We start from the raw sequence: 16,836 nt of genomic DNA, 5'->3' as shown, positions 1-16,836 counted from the left end.
CCCCCGGGCTTGGTTCATTTTGACCGGATGTCTGCCAGCGAAGCCATTCTCGCGCGTCCGGCCAGCGAGGTCCGTGCGCTTCCCGCCAATGTCGAGGCAGAGGCCGCCTTCCTGGGCGCCGTGCTGATCGACAACCGCATCCTCGAAGAAATGACCGTGCCGCTGCGGTCCGACCATTTCTTTGCCGCGGTGCATGGCCGCGTGTTCGAGCGCATCCTGGCGCTGATCGATCGCAAGGCGGTGGTCACCCCGGTGACGCTCAAGCCCTATTTCGAAAGCGACGAGGAACTCAAGGAGCTGGGCGGCACGGCCTATCTCGCGCGGCTGACCGCCGACGGGCAGGGCCTGCTGGCGCCGCGCGAACTCGCCCAGCAGATCTATGACCTGGCCCTGCTGCGCGAGTTGATCAGCGTGGGGCGCAACCTGGTCGAAGGCGCGATGGACACCAGCGAGACGGTGGAACCGTTGAAGCAGGTCGAGCAGGCCGAAGCGGCGCTGTTTGCCGTGGCCGAAGGCGCGCAGACCGGCAACGAGGCGCAGACGTTCGGCCAGGCGACCCGCGCCAGCCTGGAAATGATCGAGAAGGCACTGCTTTCGGGCGGCCACATCTCGGGCACCACCACCGGCCTGACCTCGGTCAACGAGAAGATCGGTGGCCTGCACGATTCCGACTTGATCATCCTCGCCGGCCGCCCCGGCATGGGCAAGACCTCGCTGGTCACCAACATCGCGTTCAACTGCGCCGACCGGCTGCGCGACGACATGTCGCGCGGCATTTCGGCCAAGGATTCGGTGGGCGCGGCGGTAGCCTTCTTCAGCCTGGAAATGAGCGCCGACCAGCTTGCCACCCGCATCCTGGCCGAACAATCCGGGATCAGTTCCGAATCGCTGCGCATGGGCCGTATCAGCCGCGAGGATTTCCAGCAGCTTTCGTTCGCCAGCCAGCGCCTGGCCGAACTGCCGCTCTACATCGACGATACGCCCGGCCTTTCCATCGGCGCACTGCGCACCCGCGCCCGCCGGCTCAAGCGCCGGCACGACATCGGCCTGATCGTGGTCGACTATCTCCAGTTGCTGTCAGGCTCGGGCCGGTCGGACAACCGCGTCAACGAAATCTCGGAAATCTCGCGCGGATTGAAGACCCTGGCCAAGGAACTCTCGGTTCCGGTGATCGCGCTCTCGCAGCTTTCGCGTGCGGTGGAGCAGCGCGACGACAAGCGCCCGATGCTGTCGGACCTGCGCGAATCGGGCTCGATCGAGCAGGACGCCGACATGGTCTGGTTCGTGTTCCGCGAGGACTACTACGTCGCCTCGCGCGAGCCGAAGCGCCCGATCGAAAGCGACGATGCCAAAGTCCACGAGGCGCACGCCGCCTGGGCCGCGGAAATGGAGCGCGTGTTCGGCCTGGCCGAACTGATCGTGGCCAAGCAGCGCCACGGCTCCACCGGCAAGGTGCGCCTGCGCTTCGAAGCGCGGATCACGCGATTCAGCGATCTCGCGCCCGACCAGATGATGCACGACATGGACGATTGAGGCGCGCGGTTTTACACTTGCGACGAAATGCAGCCCGCGTGCGCCGGGTGGCGGCGAATCAGGGAACCCACTGCCTTTGCGCCGGAGTCACAATGGCTTATCGTGACGCAACGAAATTATAAGGCGGGTTGGGTTAATCCTTCATAATGGTCGGGCTTCCATCAAAGCGTAAATTGCGCATTCTCGCGGCCGCACTGGCCGTGCTTCCGGCCCTGGCGGCCACCTCTCCGGCGGTGCAGAGCCGCCCGCCGGCCGCCGTGCAGAGCGCGCGCGACCTGGCGATCCAGCAGCGCGTCGCCTCGATCGTGGCCGCTGCGCGCGGTCGCGTGGGCGTGGCCGCGATGGATCTCGATGGCGGCGGGCAGGTGCTGATCAATGGCGACATGCCGTTCCCCATGGCCAGCACGGCCAAAGTCGCCGTGGCCGCCACGTTCCTCCAGATGGTGGAGCAGGGCAAGTTCCGGCTGGACCAGCCCCTGCCGATGATGATGCCCGTGCCCGAGCCGGCCGGGCGCCGCAACCTGGTGGCGATGGTCCGCCCCGGCCCGGTCTATACTGCCCAGACCCTGATCGAACGCTCGATCACGCGCAGCGACAACCATGCCACCGACGGCCTGATCGCCGCCGTGGGCGGGATCGGCGCAGTGAACCGCTTCCTGGTGCAGACCGGCATTTCCGGCCAGCATCTCGACCACACCATGGCCACGCTGGTGCGCGATGACGGGCGAATCAACCCGGCCCGTGCGATCGACACCGGCACGTCGAGCACGCCGCGCGCGATGATCGCGCTGCTCTCGGCGATCGACCGCGGCGGCGCGCTCAGCCCCCAGGCCCGCGCCGTGCTGCTCGACACCATGACCCGCACCAGCACCGGCAAGAACCGCATCCGCGCCGGCTTGCCCGAAGGCGTGCTGCTGGCCCACAAGACCGGCACGCTGGCCGGCGTCACCGACGATGTCGGCATCGTGCGCATGCCCGATGGCCGCCACGTGGCCATGGCGATCTTCGTGGCGGGCCCGGAGAATCACACGGCGCAAGCCGGCATGATCTCGCGCATCGCCGCCGCGCTCTATGAAGGGTTCCTGACGCCCTCGGATGGCCCCAACCTGACGGGTGAGGTTTCGCGGCGGCGCTGAGGCTGTCGGAGCCTGGTTTCCCGCGTTCCCGTTCGGGCTGAGCTTGTGTCGAAGCCTGCTAGGGGTCAGGCGCCGCGCTTGCGTCCTTCGACGGGCTCAGGACGAACGGGGAACGCTGGAGAATTCGAGAACGACAGCCGTTCGGGCTGAGCTTGTCGAAGCCCCTTGGCGCCAGGCTCAGCACCACCCCCAACCCCCTCCTCTGAAGAGGAGGGGGGTTTTTGTGTCTTGCTCCCCATCCTCTTTAGAGGAGGGGGTTGGGGGGTGGTGGACGCACAGCGCAAGATCGCTGCACCGCACATCGCCATCCCCGCGAATCGCGCTGCATCTGCGAAAGCGGGGCATGCGAAAAAGGGCGCAGCCGCGAGGCTACGCCCTTTTCTATCTGTAACCTGCCCTTGCGGGCGGGGATTACATCTTCGCGGCAGCGCTCGCGTCAGCGGCGGCTTCCGAAGCCGAAGCGCTGGCGTCAGCAGCAGCAGCCGAAGCGTCGGCCGAAGCGTCAGCGGCTTCGCTGGCAGCTTCAGTGGCGGTGTCAGCCGGCTTTTCCGAGCAGCCGGCGAGGGCGAAGGCGGTGCCGGCGACGGCGGCGAGGATGAGCTTGCGCATGCGTTACAATCCCTGGATTGAAGTGAACCGCGCCGGGCAAAAACCCGCCGCAAAGCCTACTCCCACGGTAGACTTCGACGTCCCAATTAATCGGCAATTCATCGGCTTGCAAGCACAAGACGACAGCATTGCGACGGGCCGTCGCTATCGCCCTTAGCGGCAAGGGTTTTTTGCGCGAGCGCTGCTGCGCCCAAGCGCCCTGTTGCAGCGATGAAGCGTTAAATCCCCATCCGGTTTCTTACGCAGGTGCACACATCGGGGCCTTGCAGCGGCGCGCGGGCCGCTCTTGCCAAGCAGCCTTTTCCAAAACGGCACAGACGCGCTAGGAGCTTGGCCCATGGATTCCCGCAACCACCTCTATCTCGTCGATGGCTCGGCCTACATCTTCCGCGCCTATCACCGCCTGCCGCCGCTGACCAACCCGCAAGGCGTGCCGGTAGGCGCGGTCTATGGCTATACCACGATGCTGTGGCGCCTGGCCGAAGACCTGCACCAGGCCGATGGGCCCACGCACCTGGCGGTAATCCTCGACAAGGGCTCGATCACGTTCCGCAACGATCTCTATGATCAGTACAAGGCCAATCGGCCGCCGCCGCCCGAAGACCTGAAGCCGCAGTTCCCGCTGATCCGCGATGCCACGCGCGCGTTCAGCCTGGCCTGCATCGAGGAAGAAGGCCTGGAAGCCGACGACCTGATCGCCAGCTATGCCCGCGCCGCCACGGCGCAGGGCTGGGACGTGACGATCGTTTCGTCGGACAAGGACCTGATGCAACTGGTCGGCCAGTGCGCGCAGGGCGGCGCGGGCTGCGTCGACATGCTCGACACGATGAAGAACCAGCGCATCGGCATTCCCGAAGTGGTGGAAAAGTTTGGCGTGCCGCCCGAACTGGTGGGCGACGTGCTGGCCCTGATGGGCGACGCGGTGGACAACGTGCCGGGGATTCGCGGCATCGGCCCCAAGACCGCGACCAAGCTGATCCAGGAGCACGGCGGGCTGGAGCAGGCCCTGGCCGCTGCGCCGGGAATGAAGGCCAGCAAGCTGCGCGAAAGCCTGATCGAGCAGGCCGACATGGCCCGCCTGTCGCGCCAACTGGTGGCGCTGAAGGAAGATTGCCCGCTGCCCGTGCCGCTGGAAGACTTTGCCCTCGGCCCGATTCCGCCCGAGCCGCTGGCCGCGTTCCTGACCACCCATGGCTTTACCAGCCTGTTGCGCAAGCTGGGCGCGCCGGCCCCGGTCACGGCGAGCGCAGGGGCAGGCACGGGCGAATCGGCCGCCTCGGCGCCCGCACCGGTCGAATCGACGCGCCAGGCGCTACCGACCTGGCCGGCGATCGACCGCGATGCCTACCCTTGCGTGCAGACGATGGAGGCCTTGCAGGACTGGATCGCGCGCGCCTTTGCCGCGCGGACCGTGGCGATCGACACCGAAACCTCCGCGCTCGATTCGATGCGCGCCGATCTGGTGGGCGTGAGCCTGGCGACGGGGGCGGGCGAGGCCTGCTACATTCCGCTGGGCCATCGCGGCGCCGACATGTTTGCCGAGGCGCCGGTGCAGATCCCGCGCGAGGCCGCGCTGGCCGCGCTCAAGCCGCTGCTGGAAAGCGATGCGGTGCTCAAGGTGGGGCAGAACATCAAGTATGACCTCACCGTGCTGGCGCGGCACGGCATTGCCGTGGCGCCGATCGACGATACCATGGTGATGAGCTTCTGCCTCGATGCCGGGCGCGGCGAGACCGGCGTGGCCGGGCATGGCATGGACGAGCTGGCCAGTCGGCACCTTGGGCACACCACGATGCTGTTCAAGGACGTGTGCGGCACCGGCAAGAAGCAGATCTCGTTTGCCGAAGTGCCGCTGGCCGATGCCACGCGCTATGCCGCCGAAGATGCCGAAGTGACCTGGCGCCTGCACCAGCTTTTTGCCCCGCGCCTGTCCGACGAAGGCGGCACGCGCGTCTACCAGCGGGTCGACCGCCCGCTGGTGCCGGTGGTGGCGCAGATGGAACGCCACGGCATCCGCGTCGATCGCGAGGTGCTGGCCGGGCTTTCGAGCACTTTCGCCACCGAGATCGCCCGGCTGGAAGCGGTGATCCACGAGAAGGCGGGCGGCCCTTTCACCATCGGCAGCCCCAAGCAACTGGGCGACGTGCTGTTCGACAAGCTGGGCTACAAGGGCGGCAAGAAAGGCAAGAGCGGGCAGTATTCCACCGACCAGTCGGTGCTGGAAACCCTGGCCGGGCAGGGCGCGGAAGTGGCGACGCTGGTGCTGGAATGGCGCCAGTTGTCCAAGCTGAAAAGCACCTATACCGATGCGCTCCAGGCCGCGATCAACCCCGATACCGGGCGGGTGCACACCAGTTACAGCCTGGTCGGCGCGCAGACCGGGCGGCTTTCGTCCAACGATCCCAACTTGCAGAACATCCCGATCCGCACCGAGATCGGGCGCCAGATCCGCGAGGCTTTCGTGGCTGAGCCGGGGCATGTGCTGCTGAGCGCGGACTACTCGCAGATCGAGTTGCGCCTGGCCGCGCATATCGCCGACGTGGCCCCGCTGCGCGAGGCGTTCGAGCAGGGCGAGGACATTCACGCCCGCACCGCGCGCGAGTTGTTCGGCGAAGTGAACCGCGACACGCGCGGCCGCGCCAAGACGATCAACTTCGCGATTCTCTATGGCATCAGCCGCTGGGGCCTGGCGACGCGGCTGGGCACCAGCGCCGATGAAGCGCAGGCGATGATCGACCGCTATTTCGAGCGGTTCCCCGGCATCCAGCGCTATATCCACGAGACGCTGGAGAGCGTGCGGGCGCAGGGCTATTCCGAAACCCTGTTCGGCCGCAAGACGTGGTTCCCGCGCATCAATTCCAAGACCCAGGCCGAACGCCAGGGCAGTGAGCGCGCCGCGATCAATGCCCCGATCCAGGGCACCAGCGCCGATATCATCAAGCGCGCCATGGCCCGCATGGGCCCGGCGCTGGCAGAGGCCGGCCTGTCGCGGGTGAAGATGCTGTTGCAGGTGCACGACGAACTGGTGTTCGAACTGCCCGAGGACGACGTGGCGAAGGCCAGCGAGATCATCCACGCCGTGATGGCGGGGGCGGCGGCGCCAGCGGTGCACCTGACCGTGCCCTTGGGCGTGGAGATCGGCGTGGGGCCGAGCTGGGGCGCGGCCCACTAGGCGCGGGTTAACATGCCCTCCCCCCGACCCCCTCCCGCCAGCGGGAGGGGGAGCAGAAAAGCTCCTCCCGCCTGCCGGAGGGGTTGGGGAGGGCATGTTACCAGCCAACAACTGCCACCGATATGGCAGCACCCCGCCCCGGCCCCTTGTGACGCGGCAACACCAGCGGCAACCCTCGCGCCATGGTTTCGCTGGTATCGACGGTGGCTTACTTGGGCCTGGAGGCCCGCGCGGTGGAAGTGCAGTGCCAGGTGGCGCCGGGGCTGCCCTCGTTCCGCGTGGTCGGCCTGCCGGACAAGGCCGTGGGCGAAAGCCGCGAGCGGGTGCATTCGGCGCTGGCTGCGCTGGGGCTGAGCCTGCCGCCCAAGCGGATCACCATCAACCTTTCCCCGGCCGACCTGCCCAAGGAAGGTTCGCACTATGACCTGCCGATTGCGCTGGCGCTGCTGGCGGCGATGGGCGTGGTCGACCGCGAGACCATCGGCGAATACGTCGCGGTGGGGGAACTGGCGCTCGATGGGCGAATCATTCCCAGCCCCGGCGTGCTGCTGGCCGCGCTGCATGCCAGCGGGGCGGAGAAGGGCCTGGTCTGCCCTGCCGCGCAGGGCACCGAGGCGCGCTGGGCCAGCGGCATCGACGTGATCGCCGCACCCGACCTGATTTCGCTGCTCAACCACTTGAAAGGCACGCAGCGCCTGGCCCCGCCCGAAGTGGGCGAGGCCCTGCCGCCGGTGCGGCTGGCCGACCTGAAACAGGTGAAAGGGCAGGAAACCGCCAAGCGCGCGCTGGAGATCGCCGCGGCGGGTGGGCACAACCTGCTGCTGGTGGGGCCGCCGGGCGCGGGCAAATCGCTGATGGCGTCATGCCTGCCGGGCATCCTGCCCGAGCTGACGCCATCCGAAGCGCTGGAAACCTCGCTCGTCGCCTCGGTGGCGGGCACGCTGGAGGAAGGGCGCATCAGCCGGGCGCGGCCGTTCCGCTCTCCGCACCATTCCGCCTCGATGGCGGCACTCACCGGCGGGGGCCTGCGGGTGCGGCCGGGCGAAGTGAGCCTGGCGCATCTGGGCGTGCTGTTTCTGGACGAACTGCCCGAATTCCAGCGCGCCGTGCTCGATTCGCTGCGCCAGCCGCTGGAAACCGGGGAAGTGACCGTGGCGCGCGCCAACGCGCACGTGACCTTTCCGGCGCGGGTGCAACTGATCGCGGCGATGAACCCGTGCCGCTGCGGGCATCTGGGCGATCCGGCGCTGGGGTGCAGCCGCGCGCCCAAGTGCGCCGCCGATTATCAGTCCAAGGTGTCTGGCCCGTTGCTCGATCGCATCGACCTGCACGTGGAAGTCGATCCCGTCTCGGCCGCCGATCTTGCTCTGCCACCCCCGGCGGAAGGATCGGAGCAGGTTGCCGCGCGCGTGGCCGCCGCACGAGCGCGCCAGACCGCCCGGCTGGAAGGGACGCGGCGGCGCAACAATGCCGAACTGGACGGCGACCTGCTGGAGCGCTTTGCCACACCCGACGAGGCCGGACGGCAATTGCTGTTCAAGGCGGCCGAGGCGATGCGGCTTTCGGCGCGCGGCTATACCCGCATCCTGCGCGTGGCGCGCACCATTGCCGACCTGGCGGGGGCGGAAAGCGTCGGCCGCGTGCACGTGGCCGAGGCGCTGAGCTATCGCCGCGTGGCGCCGCGCGCTTGAGTGATCTTTAGGGGCTTTGGGAATTTAGGCCAGGGTGGAGCGAGAATGGCTGATTTTCGTGACCCGGAGCGCAGCGTACTTTTATGTACGTGAGCACCGGAAGCGCGAAAAGCGGCCGTTCGCAGCCCGCCATGGCCTAAATTCCCAAAGGCCCTAGCGCCCCGCCATGGCCTTGGCCTTGGCGAGATAAGTCCGGCCGATGCGCAGCATGGTGCCGTCGGCCAGTTCGGCCGACCACACCCCCAGGCCATCGTGGCGCAGGCCCAGGATGCGGCTGCGGCGCACGATGGTGGAGCGGTGCAGGCGGATGAAGTGGGCCGGATCGAGGCGGTCTTCCAGCCGCTGGATGGTGTGCAGCATCAGATAGCTGCGCTGCCCCACGTGCAGGCGCACATAGTCGCGCTCGGCATCGATGCGGTCGATATCGGCGGCGGCCACGCGCACCAGTTCGCTGCGATGGGGCACCCAGAATTCCTCGATCCACGACGAAGGTGCCGGAGCCGGCGTGGCCGGAGCCGAGGCGACGGGGGCCGACGCCGCTGCGACCTCGCCCAGGGTGGCCTGGCGGGCGAGCGCGCGTTCCACCGCGCGCTCCAGCCGATCCTGCGCCACGGGCTTGAGCACGTAGTCCACGGCCTCGCAATCGAAGGCTTCCACCGCGAAGTGATCGTGCGCGGTGACGAAGATCACCATCGGCTTGGGATCCTGCTGCACCAGCGCGCGGGCCACGCCCAGCCCGTCGAGTTCGGGCATGGTCATGTCGAGCAGCACGAGCTGGGGCGACAGCGCCTCCACCAGGCGCAGCGCGGCGGCACCATCGGCGGCGGTGCCGACGATCTGCAACGCGGGAATGCGCGCGCACAGGATCTGCATGCGTTCGATGGCCAAGGGTTCGTCGTCCACGATCAGGGTGCGCATGGGGCCTCTACAGGTTGGAAATGATGGGAAGAGTCAGCACGGTGGCATAGCCGCCGGCGGGCAGCGGCGCGCTTTCCACCCGCGCCTGGGCGCCAAAGCGCGCGGCCAGGCGGCTGCGCACGTTGGCAAGGCCGATGCCGGTGCCGCCCGCAGGCACTGTGGCATGATCCGCACCCGCGCCATGCAGGCCCGGCCCGTCATCGGCCACGGTCAGCACCAGCAGGTCGCCGGACATCCGCGCGCGGATGCTGATCGTCACCGGGCGGGTGGTGGCCGAAACGGCATATTTGATCGAATTTTCCACCAGCGGTTGCAGGATCATGCCCGGCACGCAGGCCTGGGCAACGTCTTCGGGCACGTCGAATTCCACGCGCAGCCGCTCGGGAAAGCGCACGCCTTCGATCGCCAGGTAATGGCGTTGCAGTGCGATCTCGTCGGCCAGCGGCACGTCGGCGGTGGGATCGGCGGCCAGGCTGTGGCGATAGAAGCTGGAAATGGTCTGGATCATCCGCTCCGCTTCCTCGCTGCGGCCGACCATCACCAGGGCCGAGAGCGAATTGAGCGTATTGAACAGGAAGTGCGGATTGACCTGATAGCGCAACGAACGCAGTTCGGCGGCCTTGGCCGCGCGGCGATATTCGCCCTCGCGCCATTCGGCGGCGCGGCGCTGCTCGGCATTGCCCAGCGCCAGATAGAGCGCGGCCCAGGCGATCAGCAGGAAATAGCGGCCGAGCGCGATGTCGGTCAGTTCCTGCCAGCCTTCGTCCTGGTTGATCTGCTTGGCGACGGCTCCCGGCGCCGTGTTTTCCGGCGTGGCCGGCTCGCGCGTGATGATGTGGACGCCGGGCGCGGTGATTTCGGTGGTGCCATCGGCGTGATGGCGCACGCTGACCTTTCCGCCAGCGCCCCCGCTTCCGCCTGTGCCCGGTGTGGCTGGCGCGCCCGGCGGGGCGGGCGGGGCGGGCGGCGCAGGGGGCTCGGCCGGTGCGGAAGGCGCGGGTGGGGCCACGTCGATCAGCATGTTGCCGCCGGTGTTGCGCTGTGCCGCGTCGGCGCGGGCGGCGGCCTGGTCCTGCTGCTGCGCTTCCTTGTCCCAATGCGCTTCGAGCGGGGCGAAGGCCTGCTGGTTGACCACGGCCAGCAGCAGCGCGGCAGGCAGCATGATCACCAGCGCAAAGGCGACGCGCAGGCCCAGCCGGCAATGGTCGCAGCGGCGCAGCACCGGCCAGACCAGCACGGTGACGGCAATCCCCGCGATGGTCACCAGCCCGCGCCGCCAGAGCAGCTCGATCCAGATCGACAGATCGGTCTCGGGCGGCCCGACCAGCGCCCAGCGGATCGAGACGAGCACGAAATAGCACAGCCACAGCGCTGCGGCGGACAGCACCACCTGCCGTGCGCCGACATGCGCGGTGCCGGTGCCCGGTGTGGTCTCGTGCGAAAAATCGGTCAGGGAAGAAGGCGGGTCGATCCGCGCGGGTGTGGCCATGCCGCTTGGTAGGGCAGGCGGCCGCCCGGCGCCAGTGCGGCAGTCGAGCGCCATGCGCGGTTGATCGAGGGGAGTGAACCGGGGCCGCGATCGGGACAAGCCCGATGCCTTATCCCTCGCCAGGTCCGCCTTGCACGGCCAGCGCCGGGCTTTCGCCGTTGGGGCCGGGGGCGAGCAGATCGGTCGCGCCCAGGCCGGCTTCGTCGACATGGCCTTCGGGATCGGGATGGATCAGCACTTCCACGCCGGGAAATTCGCTCATCAGCTTTTCCTCGATCTCGTCCATCACGCGGTGGGCCTGGGCCACGCTCATCGTGCCGTCCACCCAGACGTGGAACTGCACGAAATCGCGATTGCCGCTGGTGCGCGTGCGCAAGTCGTGCAGGCCCCTGAGTTCGGGATGCTGGGCCACGACTTCGAGAAAGCGTTCGCGCTTCTCGATCGGCCATTCGTGATCCATCAACTGGTCCACCGCTTCCTGCGAGGCGCCCCACGCGCCCCAGGCCAGCCACAGCGCGATGCCGAAGGCAAAGACCGCGTCGGTGCCGGGCAGGTGCAGATAGTGCTCGATCACCAGCGCCACGATCACCGCCAGGTTGAGCGCCAGGTCCGACTTGTAGTGCACGTTGTCGGTGCTGATCGCCAGGCTGCCGGTGCGGGCGATCACCATGCGCTGGTAGGCGAGCAGGGCCAGCGTGGCGGCCATGGCGATGGCGGAGACGACAATGCCCGATTCGGCCTCGATCGCCGGGGCGCCGGCCAGGAACTGGGTCACCGCGCGCCAGGCCAAACCGAGCGCGGAAAACGAGATCAGGATGACCTGGAACAGCGCGGCCAGCGCCTCGGCCTTGCCATGGCCGAAGCGGTGGTTGTGATCATCGGGCATGGCCGCGATCCACACCCCGAGCAGGGTGGCGAGGCTCGCCACCAGATCGAGCGCGGTATCGGCGAGGCTGCCGAGCATGGCCAGCGAGCCCGATTGCACCACGGCCCAGCCCTTGAGCCCCAGCAGCAGCAGCGCCACCGCGCTGCTGGCCATGGCCGCGCGGCGGTTGAGATCGGCGTGGCTGGTGGTGGCAACAGTGGGGGAGGGGGCGGCGGTCTGGGTCATCCCCGCCCTTTACGGATAAAGCAGCGTGCTGGTCCAGCCGCCGTTTCCATCGGCCACGAAGCGGCGGCGCTCGTGCAGGCGATAGTCGCGATCCTGCCAGAATTCGATGGCGCGCGGCACCACGCGATAGCCTGACCAATGCGCCGGGCGCGGCACGTTGCCATCGGGATGGTCAGCACGGATCGCGGCGACGCGATCGAGATAGACCTGGCGCGAAGGCAGCGGGCGGGACTGGTCGGACGCGGCCGAGCCAAGCCGCGATTCGGGATGGCGGCTGGCGAAATAGGCATCGGCCGCCGCCGCGCTCACTTCCACCACCGGGCCTTCGATGCGGATCTGGCGGCGCAGGCTTTTCCAGTGGAACAGCAGCGCCACTTGCGGGTTGGCGGCCAGTTCCCCGCCCTTGCGGCTGTGGAAATTGGTGTAGAACACAAAGCCGCCGGCGCCATCGAACGCGGGGCCAAGATCGGCGCCATGGCCCTTGAGCAGCACCATGCGCAGCGACGGCGCGCCATCGGGCGTGGCCGTGGCCAGGGCCATGGCGTTGGGATCGTTGGGCTCGCTCTGCTGCGCCTGGGCGAACCAATCGTCGAAGATGGCATAGGGATCGCCGTGGGGAATGGCGTCCTGGCTCTGTTCGGTCACGGGCGGATGTCCTGTTGATGCATGATGGCGGGCAGGATGCGCCGTTTGCTGGCCTGGCCGCGATGACTTCGATCAAGGCGCTGTAACGCGGGTTCTATCATCGTGAAAGCGAGCCTTGCGGGCAAGCGCCCCTGTCCCTAGCTAGAGTGCCATGGCAGCAGACCCCTATTCCATCCTCGGTGTGGCGCGCAGTGCGAGCGAAAAGGACGTGAAATCGGCCTATCGCAAGCTCGCCAAGGAACTGCACCCCGATCACAACAAGGACAATCCCAAGGCGGCCGAACGCTTTGCCGAAGTGACGCGGGCCTATGACCTGCTCTCGGACAAGGACAAGCGCGCCAAGTTCGACCGTGGCGAGATCGATGCCGACGGCAACCCGGCGATGCCGTTCGGTGGCGGATTTGGCGGCGGTGGCGGTGGTTTTCGCGGCGGCCAGGGCGGCTTTCGCCACGATGGCGGCTTTGAAACCGGCGATGGGCCCGACTTGTCCGACCTGTTCGAGGGCCTGTTCGGCGGGCGCGGCGGCATGGGCGGCGGCGGCGGCGGTGCCGGCGGTGGCTTTGGCGGGTTCGGCGGCGGGCGTCGTCCCCCGCCGCCCAAGGGCGCCAATGTCGGCTATCGGTTGCAGGTGCCTTTCGTGGAAGCGGCCACGCGCGCGGCGCAGCGCATCACCCTGGCATCGGGCAGCACGATCGAGCTGAAGCTGCCGGCCGGGGTCGAGCAGGGCCAGCAGATGCGCCTGGCCGGCAAGGGCGAGCCGGGGCCGGGTGGCCCGGGCGATGCGCTGGTGACGATCGAGATCGCGCCGCATCCGTTCTTCGTGCGCGAGGGCGACAACATCCGCCTCGATCTGCCGATCACGCTGGAAGAGGCGGTGGGCGGCGCCAAGGTGAAAGTGCCGACCGTGGACGGCGCGGTGATGCTCACCGTGGCGCCCGGCAGCAGCAGTGGTCGCACCCTGCGTCTCAAGGGTAAGGGCTTTACCCGCAAGGATGGCGAGCGGGGGGACCAGTTGGTGACCCTGCAAATCGATCTGCCCGCCGATGATGCCGATCTCAAGGCCCGGCTGGCCGGCTGGCACGACACGCGCAACCCTCGCGCTCGCTTGGGCATGTAAGCCCAGGTGCGGCCGGACAGGACCGAAAGGGCGGGAGCCATCCGGCGCTCTCGTGCATTGCCCTGCTGATGGATGATGCAAGCGATCCCGATCTGGCCGCCGGTGTGCCCGGCGTGCCGGACGGCGCCAAGGCACTGGTGCCCGATCTTTCCCCCGAAGCGCGCCGCCGGGCCGCGCTGCACCGCCGCCTGCGCGCCGAAGTGGGCGAAGTGCTGGGCGATGCCCGCGCCGAACTGCGCCCCGGCGCGCGGGTCTATGAATTGCTCAAGCGCATCTGGACCGGGGTGATCAACGACGGCTTCATCCATGCCGGCAACTTTGCCTACATGGTGCTGATCGCGCTGTTTCCCTTCTTCATCACCGGCGCCGCGCTGTTTTCGCTGATCGGCGAGACCAGCCAGCGCACCGCCGCGATCAACACCGTGCTGATGGCCCTGCCGCGCGTGGTGGCCACCACGATCGAGCCGGTGGCGCGTGCCGCGGTGGAGGCCCGCACCGGGCACCTGCTGTGGATCGGCGGGCTGGTCGGGCTGTGGACCGTGAGCAGCCTGGTCGAGACCATTCGCGATATCCTGCGCCGCGCCTATGGCACGCAGTGGGAACATGCCTTCTGGCGCTATCGCCTGATGTCCACCGGGCTGATCATCGCGTCGGTCGTGCTGATTCTGGTCTCGATCCTGGCACAAGTGGCGATCGGCGCGGCGCAGGAAGTGATCACCGCGTGGATGCCGCAGTTCGGCGTCTGGGTGGATGGCCTGGCGGCGGGGCGCTTCCTGCCCACGCTGGTGCTGTTCGGCGCGCTGTGGCTGCTGTTCCTCTCGCTCACGCCCAGCGCCTATCGCGCGAATCGCTATCCCAAGTGGCCAGGCGCGCTGTTCGTCTCGCTGTGGTGGCTCACCGTGTCGATCCTGTTGCCCAAACTCCTCGCCACGGTTTTCTCGTACGATCTGACCTATGGCAGCCTGGCCGGGGTGATGATCGCCCTTTTCTTTTTCTGGCTGGTCGGCATAGGGATGGTAATAGGTGCCGAACTCAATGCCGCGCTCGCCGAAACGCCGGAGGAGCACGACATGCTGGGCCAGGCAGACAATCGCGCGCGGGCCATTCGCCAGGCTGGCGTGCGCAAACCAGAATGACAACCCGGCTGGCCACTCTGCGTTCAGGTTCCTTCCGCAAGGACCGCCGCGACGCAGGGCGGCCACACGGTGCAGGAGCGTACGAGGGCGCATGACCGGATTGATGAAGGGAAAGCGCGGCCTGATCATGGGCCTCGCCAATGACAAGTCGCTGGCCTGGGGCATTGCCCGCCAGTTGCACGAACAGGGGGCGGAACTGGCCTTCTCCTACCAGGGCGAGGCGCTGGCCAAGCGCGTGCGGCCCCTGGCGGCCAGCCTGGGCAGCGATTTCCTGATCGATTGCGACGTGTCCGACATGGACGCGCTCGACGCCGCCTTTGCCGAACTGAAGGCGCGCTGGGACACGATCGACTTCGTCGTTCACGCCATCGGCTATTCCGACAAGACCCAGTTGCGCGGGCGCTATTACGACACCACGCTCGACAACTTCCTGATGACCATGAACATTTCGGCCTACAGCCTGGTCGCGGTGACCAAGCGCGCGGTGGAGATGATGCCCAACGGTGGCTCGATCCTGACGCTGACCTATTACGGCGCGGAAAAGGTCGTGCCGCATTACAACGTGATGGGCGTGGCCAAGGCGGCGCTGGAAGCCAGCGTGCGCTACCTCGCCAACGACTGCGGCCCGCAGGGCGTGCGCGTCAACGCCATCTCGGCCGGTCCGATCAAGACCCTGGCCGCCAGCGGCATCGGCGATTTCCGCTACATCCTCAAGTGGAACGAGCTGAACGCCCCGCTGCGCCGCAATTCCACGATCGAGGACGTGGGCGGCTCTGGCCTCTATTTCCTCTCCGATCTCTCCGCTGGCGTCACCGGCGAAGTGCATCACGTGGACGCGGGCTATCACCTCGTCGGGATGAAGCAGGAAGACGCACCGGACATCGCGTTGAGCTGACCGGCCGGTCATCACGATCGAAACGAAAACACCCCGGGGAATACCCGGGGTGTTTTCGTTTGGCGTGTCCTGGAACGTCCCGCTCAGTTCTGCGGCGCAGGTGCCGGCGCGGTTTCGGTCGTGGTGCCGGCGTCGCGTTCGCGCGCGAGGCGGGCTTCGTATTCCTTTTCGAGCTGTTCGACGCGGGCCTGCTCTTCGGCGGCGTCCTTGTCGATGGTCGAGAGCCGACGCTCGCGCTCGGCCTCGATCAGCTTGCCGAACTGTACGTCGCTGCTCTGCTTCTTTTCGGCATAGGCATCGTGGATCAGGCGGGTGGTACAGCCCGACGCCCCGCCCGAACCGACCGGCGAGCACGAATTGATCCCGGCGGCGCCCACGGTTTCATAGGCCTTGACCTTGTCGGTCCAGGATTCGTTGCGCGGATCGTTGGGGTTGTCGCGCAACGGGGCGGGAATGCGGAAGCGTTCGGCCTCGTCCTTGCGGGCGCAGACGGTGATCTGCTCGGCGGTGGAAACCGGGCACGGATCATCACCGTAGATGATGAGCTGGTTGACCTTTTCGTCCCCCTGCACCGGGCCATCGTCGGCCGGCTGCGCTTCGGGCACGGGCGTGCGGCTGCGGGCGGCCTCGGCGGGCGTGGACCCGAGCAGCGCGGCCGGCACCAGCAGCAGGGCCGGGGCGAGCAGGCGGAAGGGGTGGGCAGCAAGGCGCATCGTCGGTTCGTCTCCAGCGCGGAAAGGCGCAGCGCTTGCCGGCCCCCGGTTCGCCCCACCATAAGGCGGCAGGGCGGTGAATGATAGATGAAGGGGCAACGCGCGGCGCCGGCAATCGGCTCCGCGCCTGCCGCATTCAGATGCGTTCCGACAGCTTGATCGCGGCGCGGCAGCCCAGGCGGATGGCGTTGAACAGCAAGGGATAGGCCGGGGTCTCTTCCGCCCCCGCTGCCAGCGCGGCATCGCGATGGGCGCGTTCGTCGTCGCGGAAGCGGCGGATGGTGTCGGCCAGATCCGGTTCGCTGTCGCCCAGTTCCTCCAGTTGCTCGGTATAGTGGCGGTCGATCTCGGTCTCGATCGCGGCGGTGCAGGCCATGGCCGCCTTGGGGCCAAGCAGCGCGGTGGCCGCGCCCAGGGCGAAGCCGGCAACCGACCACACCGGATGCAGCGCGGTGGGGCGCACGCCATGCTCCGCGATCATCGCATCGAACGTGGCGCGGTGATCCTCTTCCTGCCGGGCCATTTCCACGATTTCGGCCGAATCCGGGCCGCGATCGCCCATCACCGCCAGTTGCCCGGCATAGATGCGCGTGGCGCCGAATTCGCCGGCCTGGTCCACCCGGATCATCCGGGCGATTTCGGGGCGCAGTGTCTTGGCGGTGCGGGTCATC

At 67.9% G+C, this 16,836-nt stretch carries 14 protein-coding genes; 7 read left to right on the top strand and 7 right to left on the bottom strand.

The annotated features are described in order from the left end of the window. The first annotated feature begins 27 nt into the window (after positions 1 to 27). A complete protein-coding gene (locus tag IE191_RS02690; RefSeq protein ID WP_191322807.1) occupies positions 28 to 1,533 on the top strand; it encodes a replicative DNA helicase in 1,506 nt (501 codons plus the stop codon). A 173-nt stretch (positions 1,534 to 1,706) separates the two neighbouring features. After that, a complete protein-coding gene (locus tag IE191_RS02685; RefSeq protein WP_229815060.1) occupies positions 1,707 to 2,669 on the top strand; it encodes a serine hydrolase in 963 nt (320 codons plus the stop codon). 411 nt (positions 2,670 to 3,080) lie between these two features. Here IE191_RS02685 and IE191_RS02680 read toward each other — a convergent pair whose 3' ends face one another. Continuing rightward, positions 3,081 to 3,278: a hypothetical protein gene (locus tag IE191_RS02680; protein WP_022677666.1), complete on the bottom strand. Its 198-nt coding sequence runs from the start codon at positions 3,276 to 3,278 to the stop codon at positions 3,081 to 3,083. 337 nt (positions 3,279 to 3,615) lie between these two features. On the opposite strand from IE191_RS02680, the gene polA reads away from it, so the two are divergent. Both polA and IE191_RS02670 read left to right on the top strand, forming a co-directional pair. Next, positions 3,616 to 6,450, top strand: coding sequence for a DNA polymerase I (gene polA, locus IE191_RS02675; RefSeq protein WP_191322805.1), 2,835 nt, complete (start codon positions 3,616 to 3,618; stop codon positions 6,448 to 6,450). A 182-nt stretch (positions 6,451 to 6,632) separates the two neighbouring features. Then, positions 6,633 to 8,141, top strand: coding sequence for a YifB family Mg chelatase-like AAA ATPase (locus IE191_RS02670; RefSeq protein ID WP_191322804.1), 1,509 nt, complete (start codon positions 6,633 to 6,635; stop codon positions 8,139 to 8,141). Between the two features lie 153 nt (positions 8,142 to 8,294). Here IE191_RS02670 and IE191_RS02665 read toward each other — a convergent pair whose 3' ends face one another. The 4 genes from IE191_RS02665 to pdxH all read right to left on the bottom strand — a co-directional run bounded on the left by IE191_RS02665 (position 8,295) and on the right by pdxH (position 12,304). Next, on the bottom strand, positions 8,295 to 9,059 hold the full coding sequence (locus tag IE191_RS02665; protein WP_191322803.1) for a LytR/AlgR family response regulator transcription factor: 765 nt from the start codon (positions 9,057 to 9,059) through the stop codon (positions 8,295 to 8,297). Positions 9,060 to 9,066: 7 nt separating this feature from the next. Continuing rightward, positions 9,067 to 10,548, bottom strand: coding sequence for a sensor histidine kinase (locus tag IE191_RS02660; RefSeq protein WP_191322802.1), 1,482 nt, complete (start codon positions 10,546 to 10,548; stop codon positions 9,067 to 9,069). Between the two features lie 109 nt (positions 10,549 to 10,657). Further along, complete coding sequence (locus IE191_RS02655) at positions 10,658 to 11,659, bottom strand: cation diffusion facilitator family transporter (protein WP_191322801.1); 1,002 nt, start codon at positions 11,657 to 11,659, stop codon at positions 10,658 to 10,660. A gap of 9 nt (positions 11,660 to 11,668) precedes the next feature. After that, on the bottom strand, positions 11,669 to 12,304 hold the full coding sequence (gene pdxH / locus IE191_RS02650; protein ID WP_191322800.1) for a pyridoxamine 5'-phosphate oxidase: 636 nt from the start codon (positions 12,302 to 12,304) through the stop codon (positions 11,669 to 11,671). Positions 12,305 to 12,455: 151 nt separating this feature from the next. Here pdxH and IE191_RS02645 point away from each other — a divergent pair, with 151 nt between their 5' ends. From IE191_RS02645 to fabI, 3 genes are all read left to right on the top strand, one after another. Then, on the top strand, positions 12,456 to 13,421 hold the full coding sequence (locus IE191_RS02645; protein WP_191322799.1) for a DnaJ C-terminal domain-containing protein: 966 nt from the start codon (positions 12,456 to 12,458) through the stop codon (positions 13,419 to 13,421). A gap of 68 nt (positions 13,422 to 13,489) precedes the next feature. After that, positions 13,490 to 14,557, top strand: a complete 1,068-nt coding sequence (locus IE191_RS02640; RefSeq protein ID WP_191322798.1) for a YihY/virulence factor BrkB family protein — start codon at positions 13,490 to 13,492, stop codon at positions 14,555 to 14,557. A gap of 91 nt (positions 14,558 to 14,648) precedes the next feature. Beyond that, a complete protein-coding gene (gene fabI, locus IE191_RS02635) occupies positions 14,649 to 15,452 on the top strand; it encodes an enoyl-ACP reductase FabI (RefSeq protein WP_191322797.1) in 804 nt (267 codons plus the stop codon). Positions 15,453 to 15,535: 83 nt separating this feature from the next. Here fabI and IE191_RS02630 read toward each other — a convergent pair whose 3' ends face one another. Next, positions 15,536 to 16,165, bottom strand: coding sequence for a hypothetical protein (locus tag IE191_RS02630; RefSeq protein WP_191322796.1), 630 nt, complete (start codon positions 16,163 to 16,165; stop codon positions 15,536 to 15,538). Between the two features lie 136 nt (positions 16,166 to 16,301). Next, entirely contained in the window at positions 16,302 to 16,835 is a 534-nt protein-coding gene (locus IE191_RS02625) for a demethoxyubiquinone hydroxylase family protein (RefSeq protein ID WP_191322795.1), read from the bottom strand. Position 16,836 lies beyond the last annotated feature (1 nt).

The sequence above is a fragment of the Novosphingobium pokkalii genome, from assembly GCF_014652855.1.
Classification (GTDB): Bacteria; Pseudomonadota; Alphaproteobacteria; order Sphingomonadales; family Sphingomonadaceae; genus Novosphingobium; species Novosphingobium pokkalii.
This window is presented reverse-complemented; position numbering and strand designations above follow the sequence as displayed.

Excerpts from the sequence above, each read along its gene's own strand:
- IE191_RS02690 (WP_191322807.1), top strand. The coding sequence starts at position 28 with ATGTCTGCCAGCGAAGCCATTCTCGCGCGTCCGGCCAGCGAGGTCCGT.
- IE191_RS02680 (WP_022677666.1), bottom strand. The coding sequence starts at position 3,278 with ATGCGCAAGCTCATCCTCGCCGCCGTCGCCGGCACCGCCTTCGCCCTC.
- polA (WP_191322805.1), top strand. The coding sequence starts at position 3,616 with ATGGATTCCCGCAACCACCTCTATCTCGTCGATGGCTCGGCCTACATC.
- IE191_RS02670 (WP_191322804.1), top strand. The coding sequence starts at position 6,633 with ATGGTTTCGCTGGTATCGACGGTGGCTTACTTGGGCCTGGAGGCCCGC.
- IE191_RS02665 (WP_191322803.1), bottom strand. The coding sequence starts at position 9,059 with ATGCGCACCCTGATCGTGGACGACGAACCCTTGGCCATCGAACGCATG.
- IE191_RS02660 (WP_191322802.1), bottom strand. The coding sequence starts at position 10,548 with ATGGCCACACCCGCGCGGATCGACCCGCCTTCTTCCCTGACCGATTTT.
- IE191_RS02655 (WP_191322801.1), bottom strand. The coding sequence starts at position 11,659 with ATGACCCAGACCGCCGCCCCCTCCCCCACTGTTGCCACCACCAGCCAC.
- IE191_RS02645 (WP_191322799.1), top strand. The coding sequence starts at position 12,456 with ATGGCAGCAGACCCCTATTCCATCCTCGGTGTGGCGCGCAGTGCGAGC.
- IE191_RS02640 (WP_191322798.1), top strand. The coding sequence starts at position 13,490 with ATGGATGATGCAAGCGATCCCGATCTGGCCGCCGGTGTGCCCGGCGTG.
- fabI (WP_191322797.1), top strand. The coding sequence starts at position 14,649 with ATGACCGGATTGATGAAGGGAAAGCGCGGCCTGATCATGGGCCTCGCC.
- IE191_RS02630 (WP_191322796.1), bottom strand. The coding sequence starts at position 16,165 with ATGCGCCTTGCTGCCCACCCCTTCCGCCTGCTCGCCCCGGCCCTGCTG.
- IE191_RS02625 (WP_191322795.1), bottom strand. The coding sequence starts at position 16,835 with ATGACCCGCACCGCCAAGACACTGCGCCCCGAAATCGCCCGGATGATC.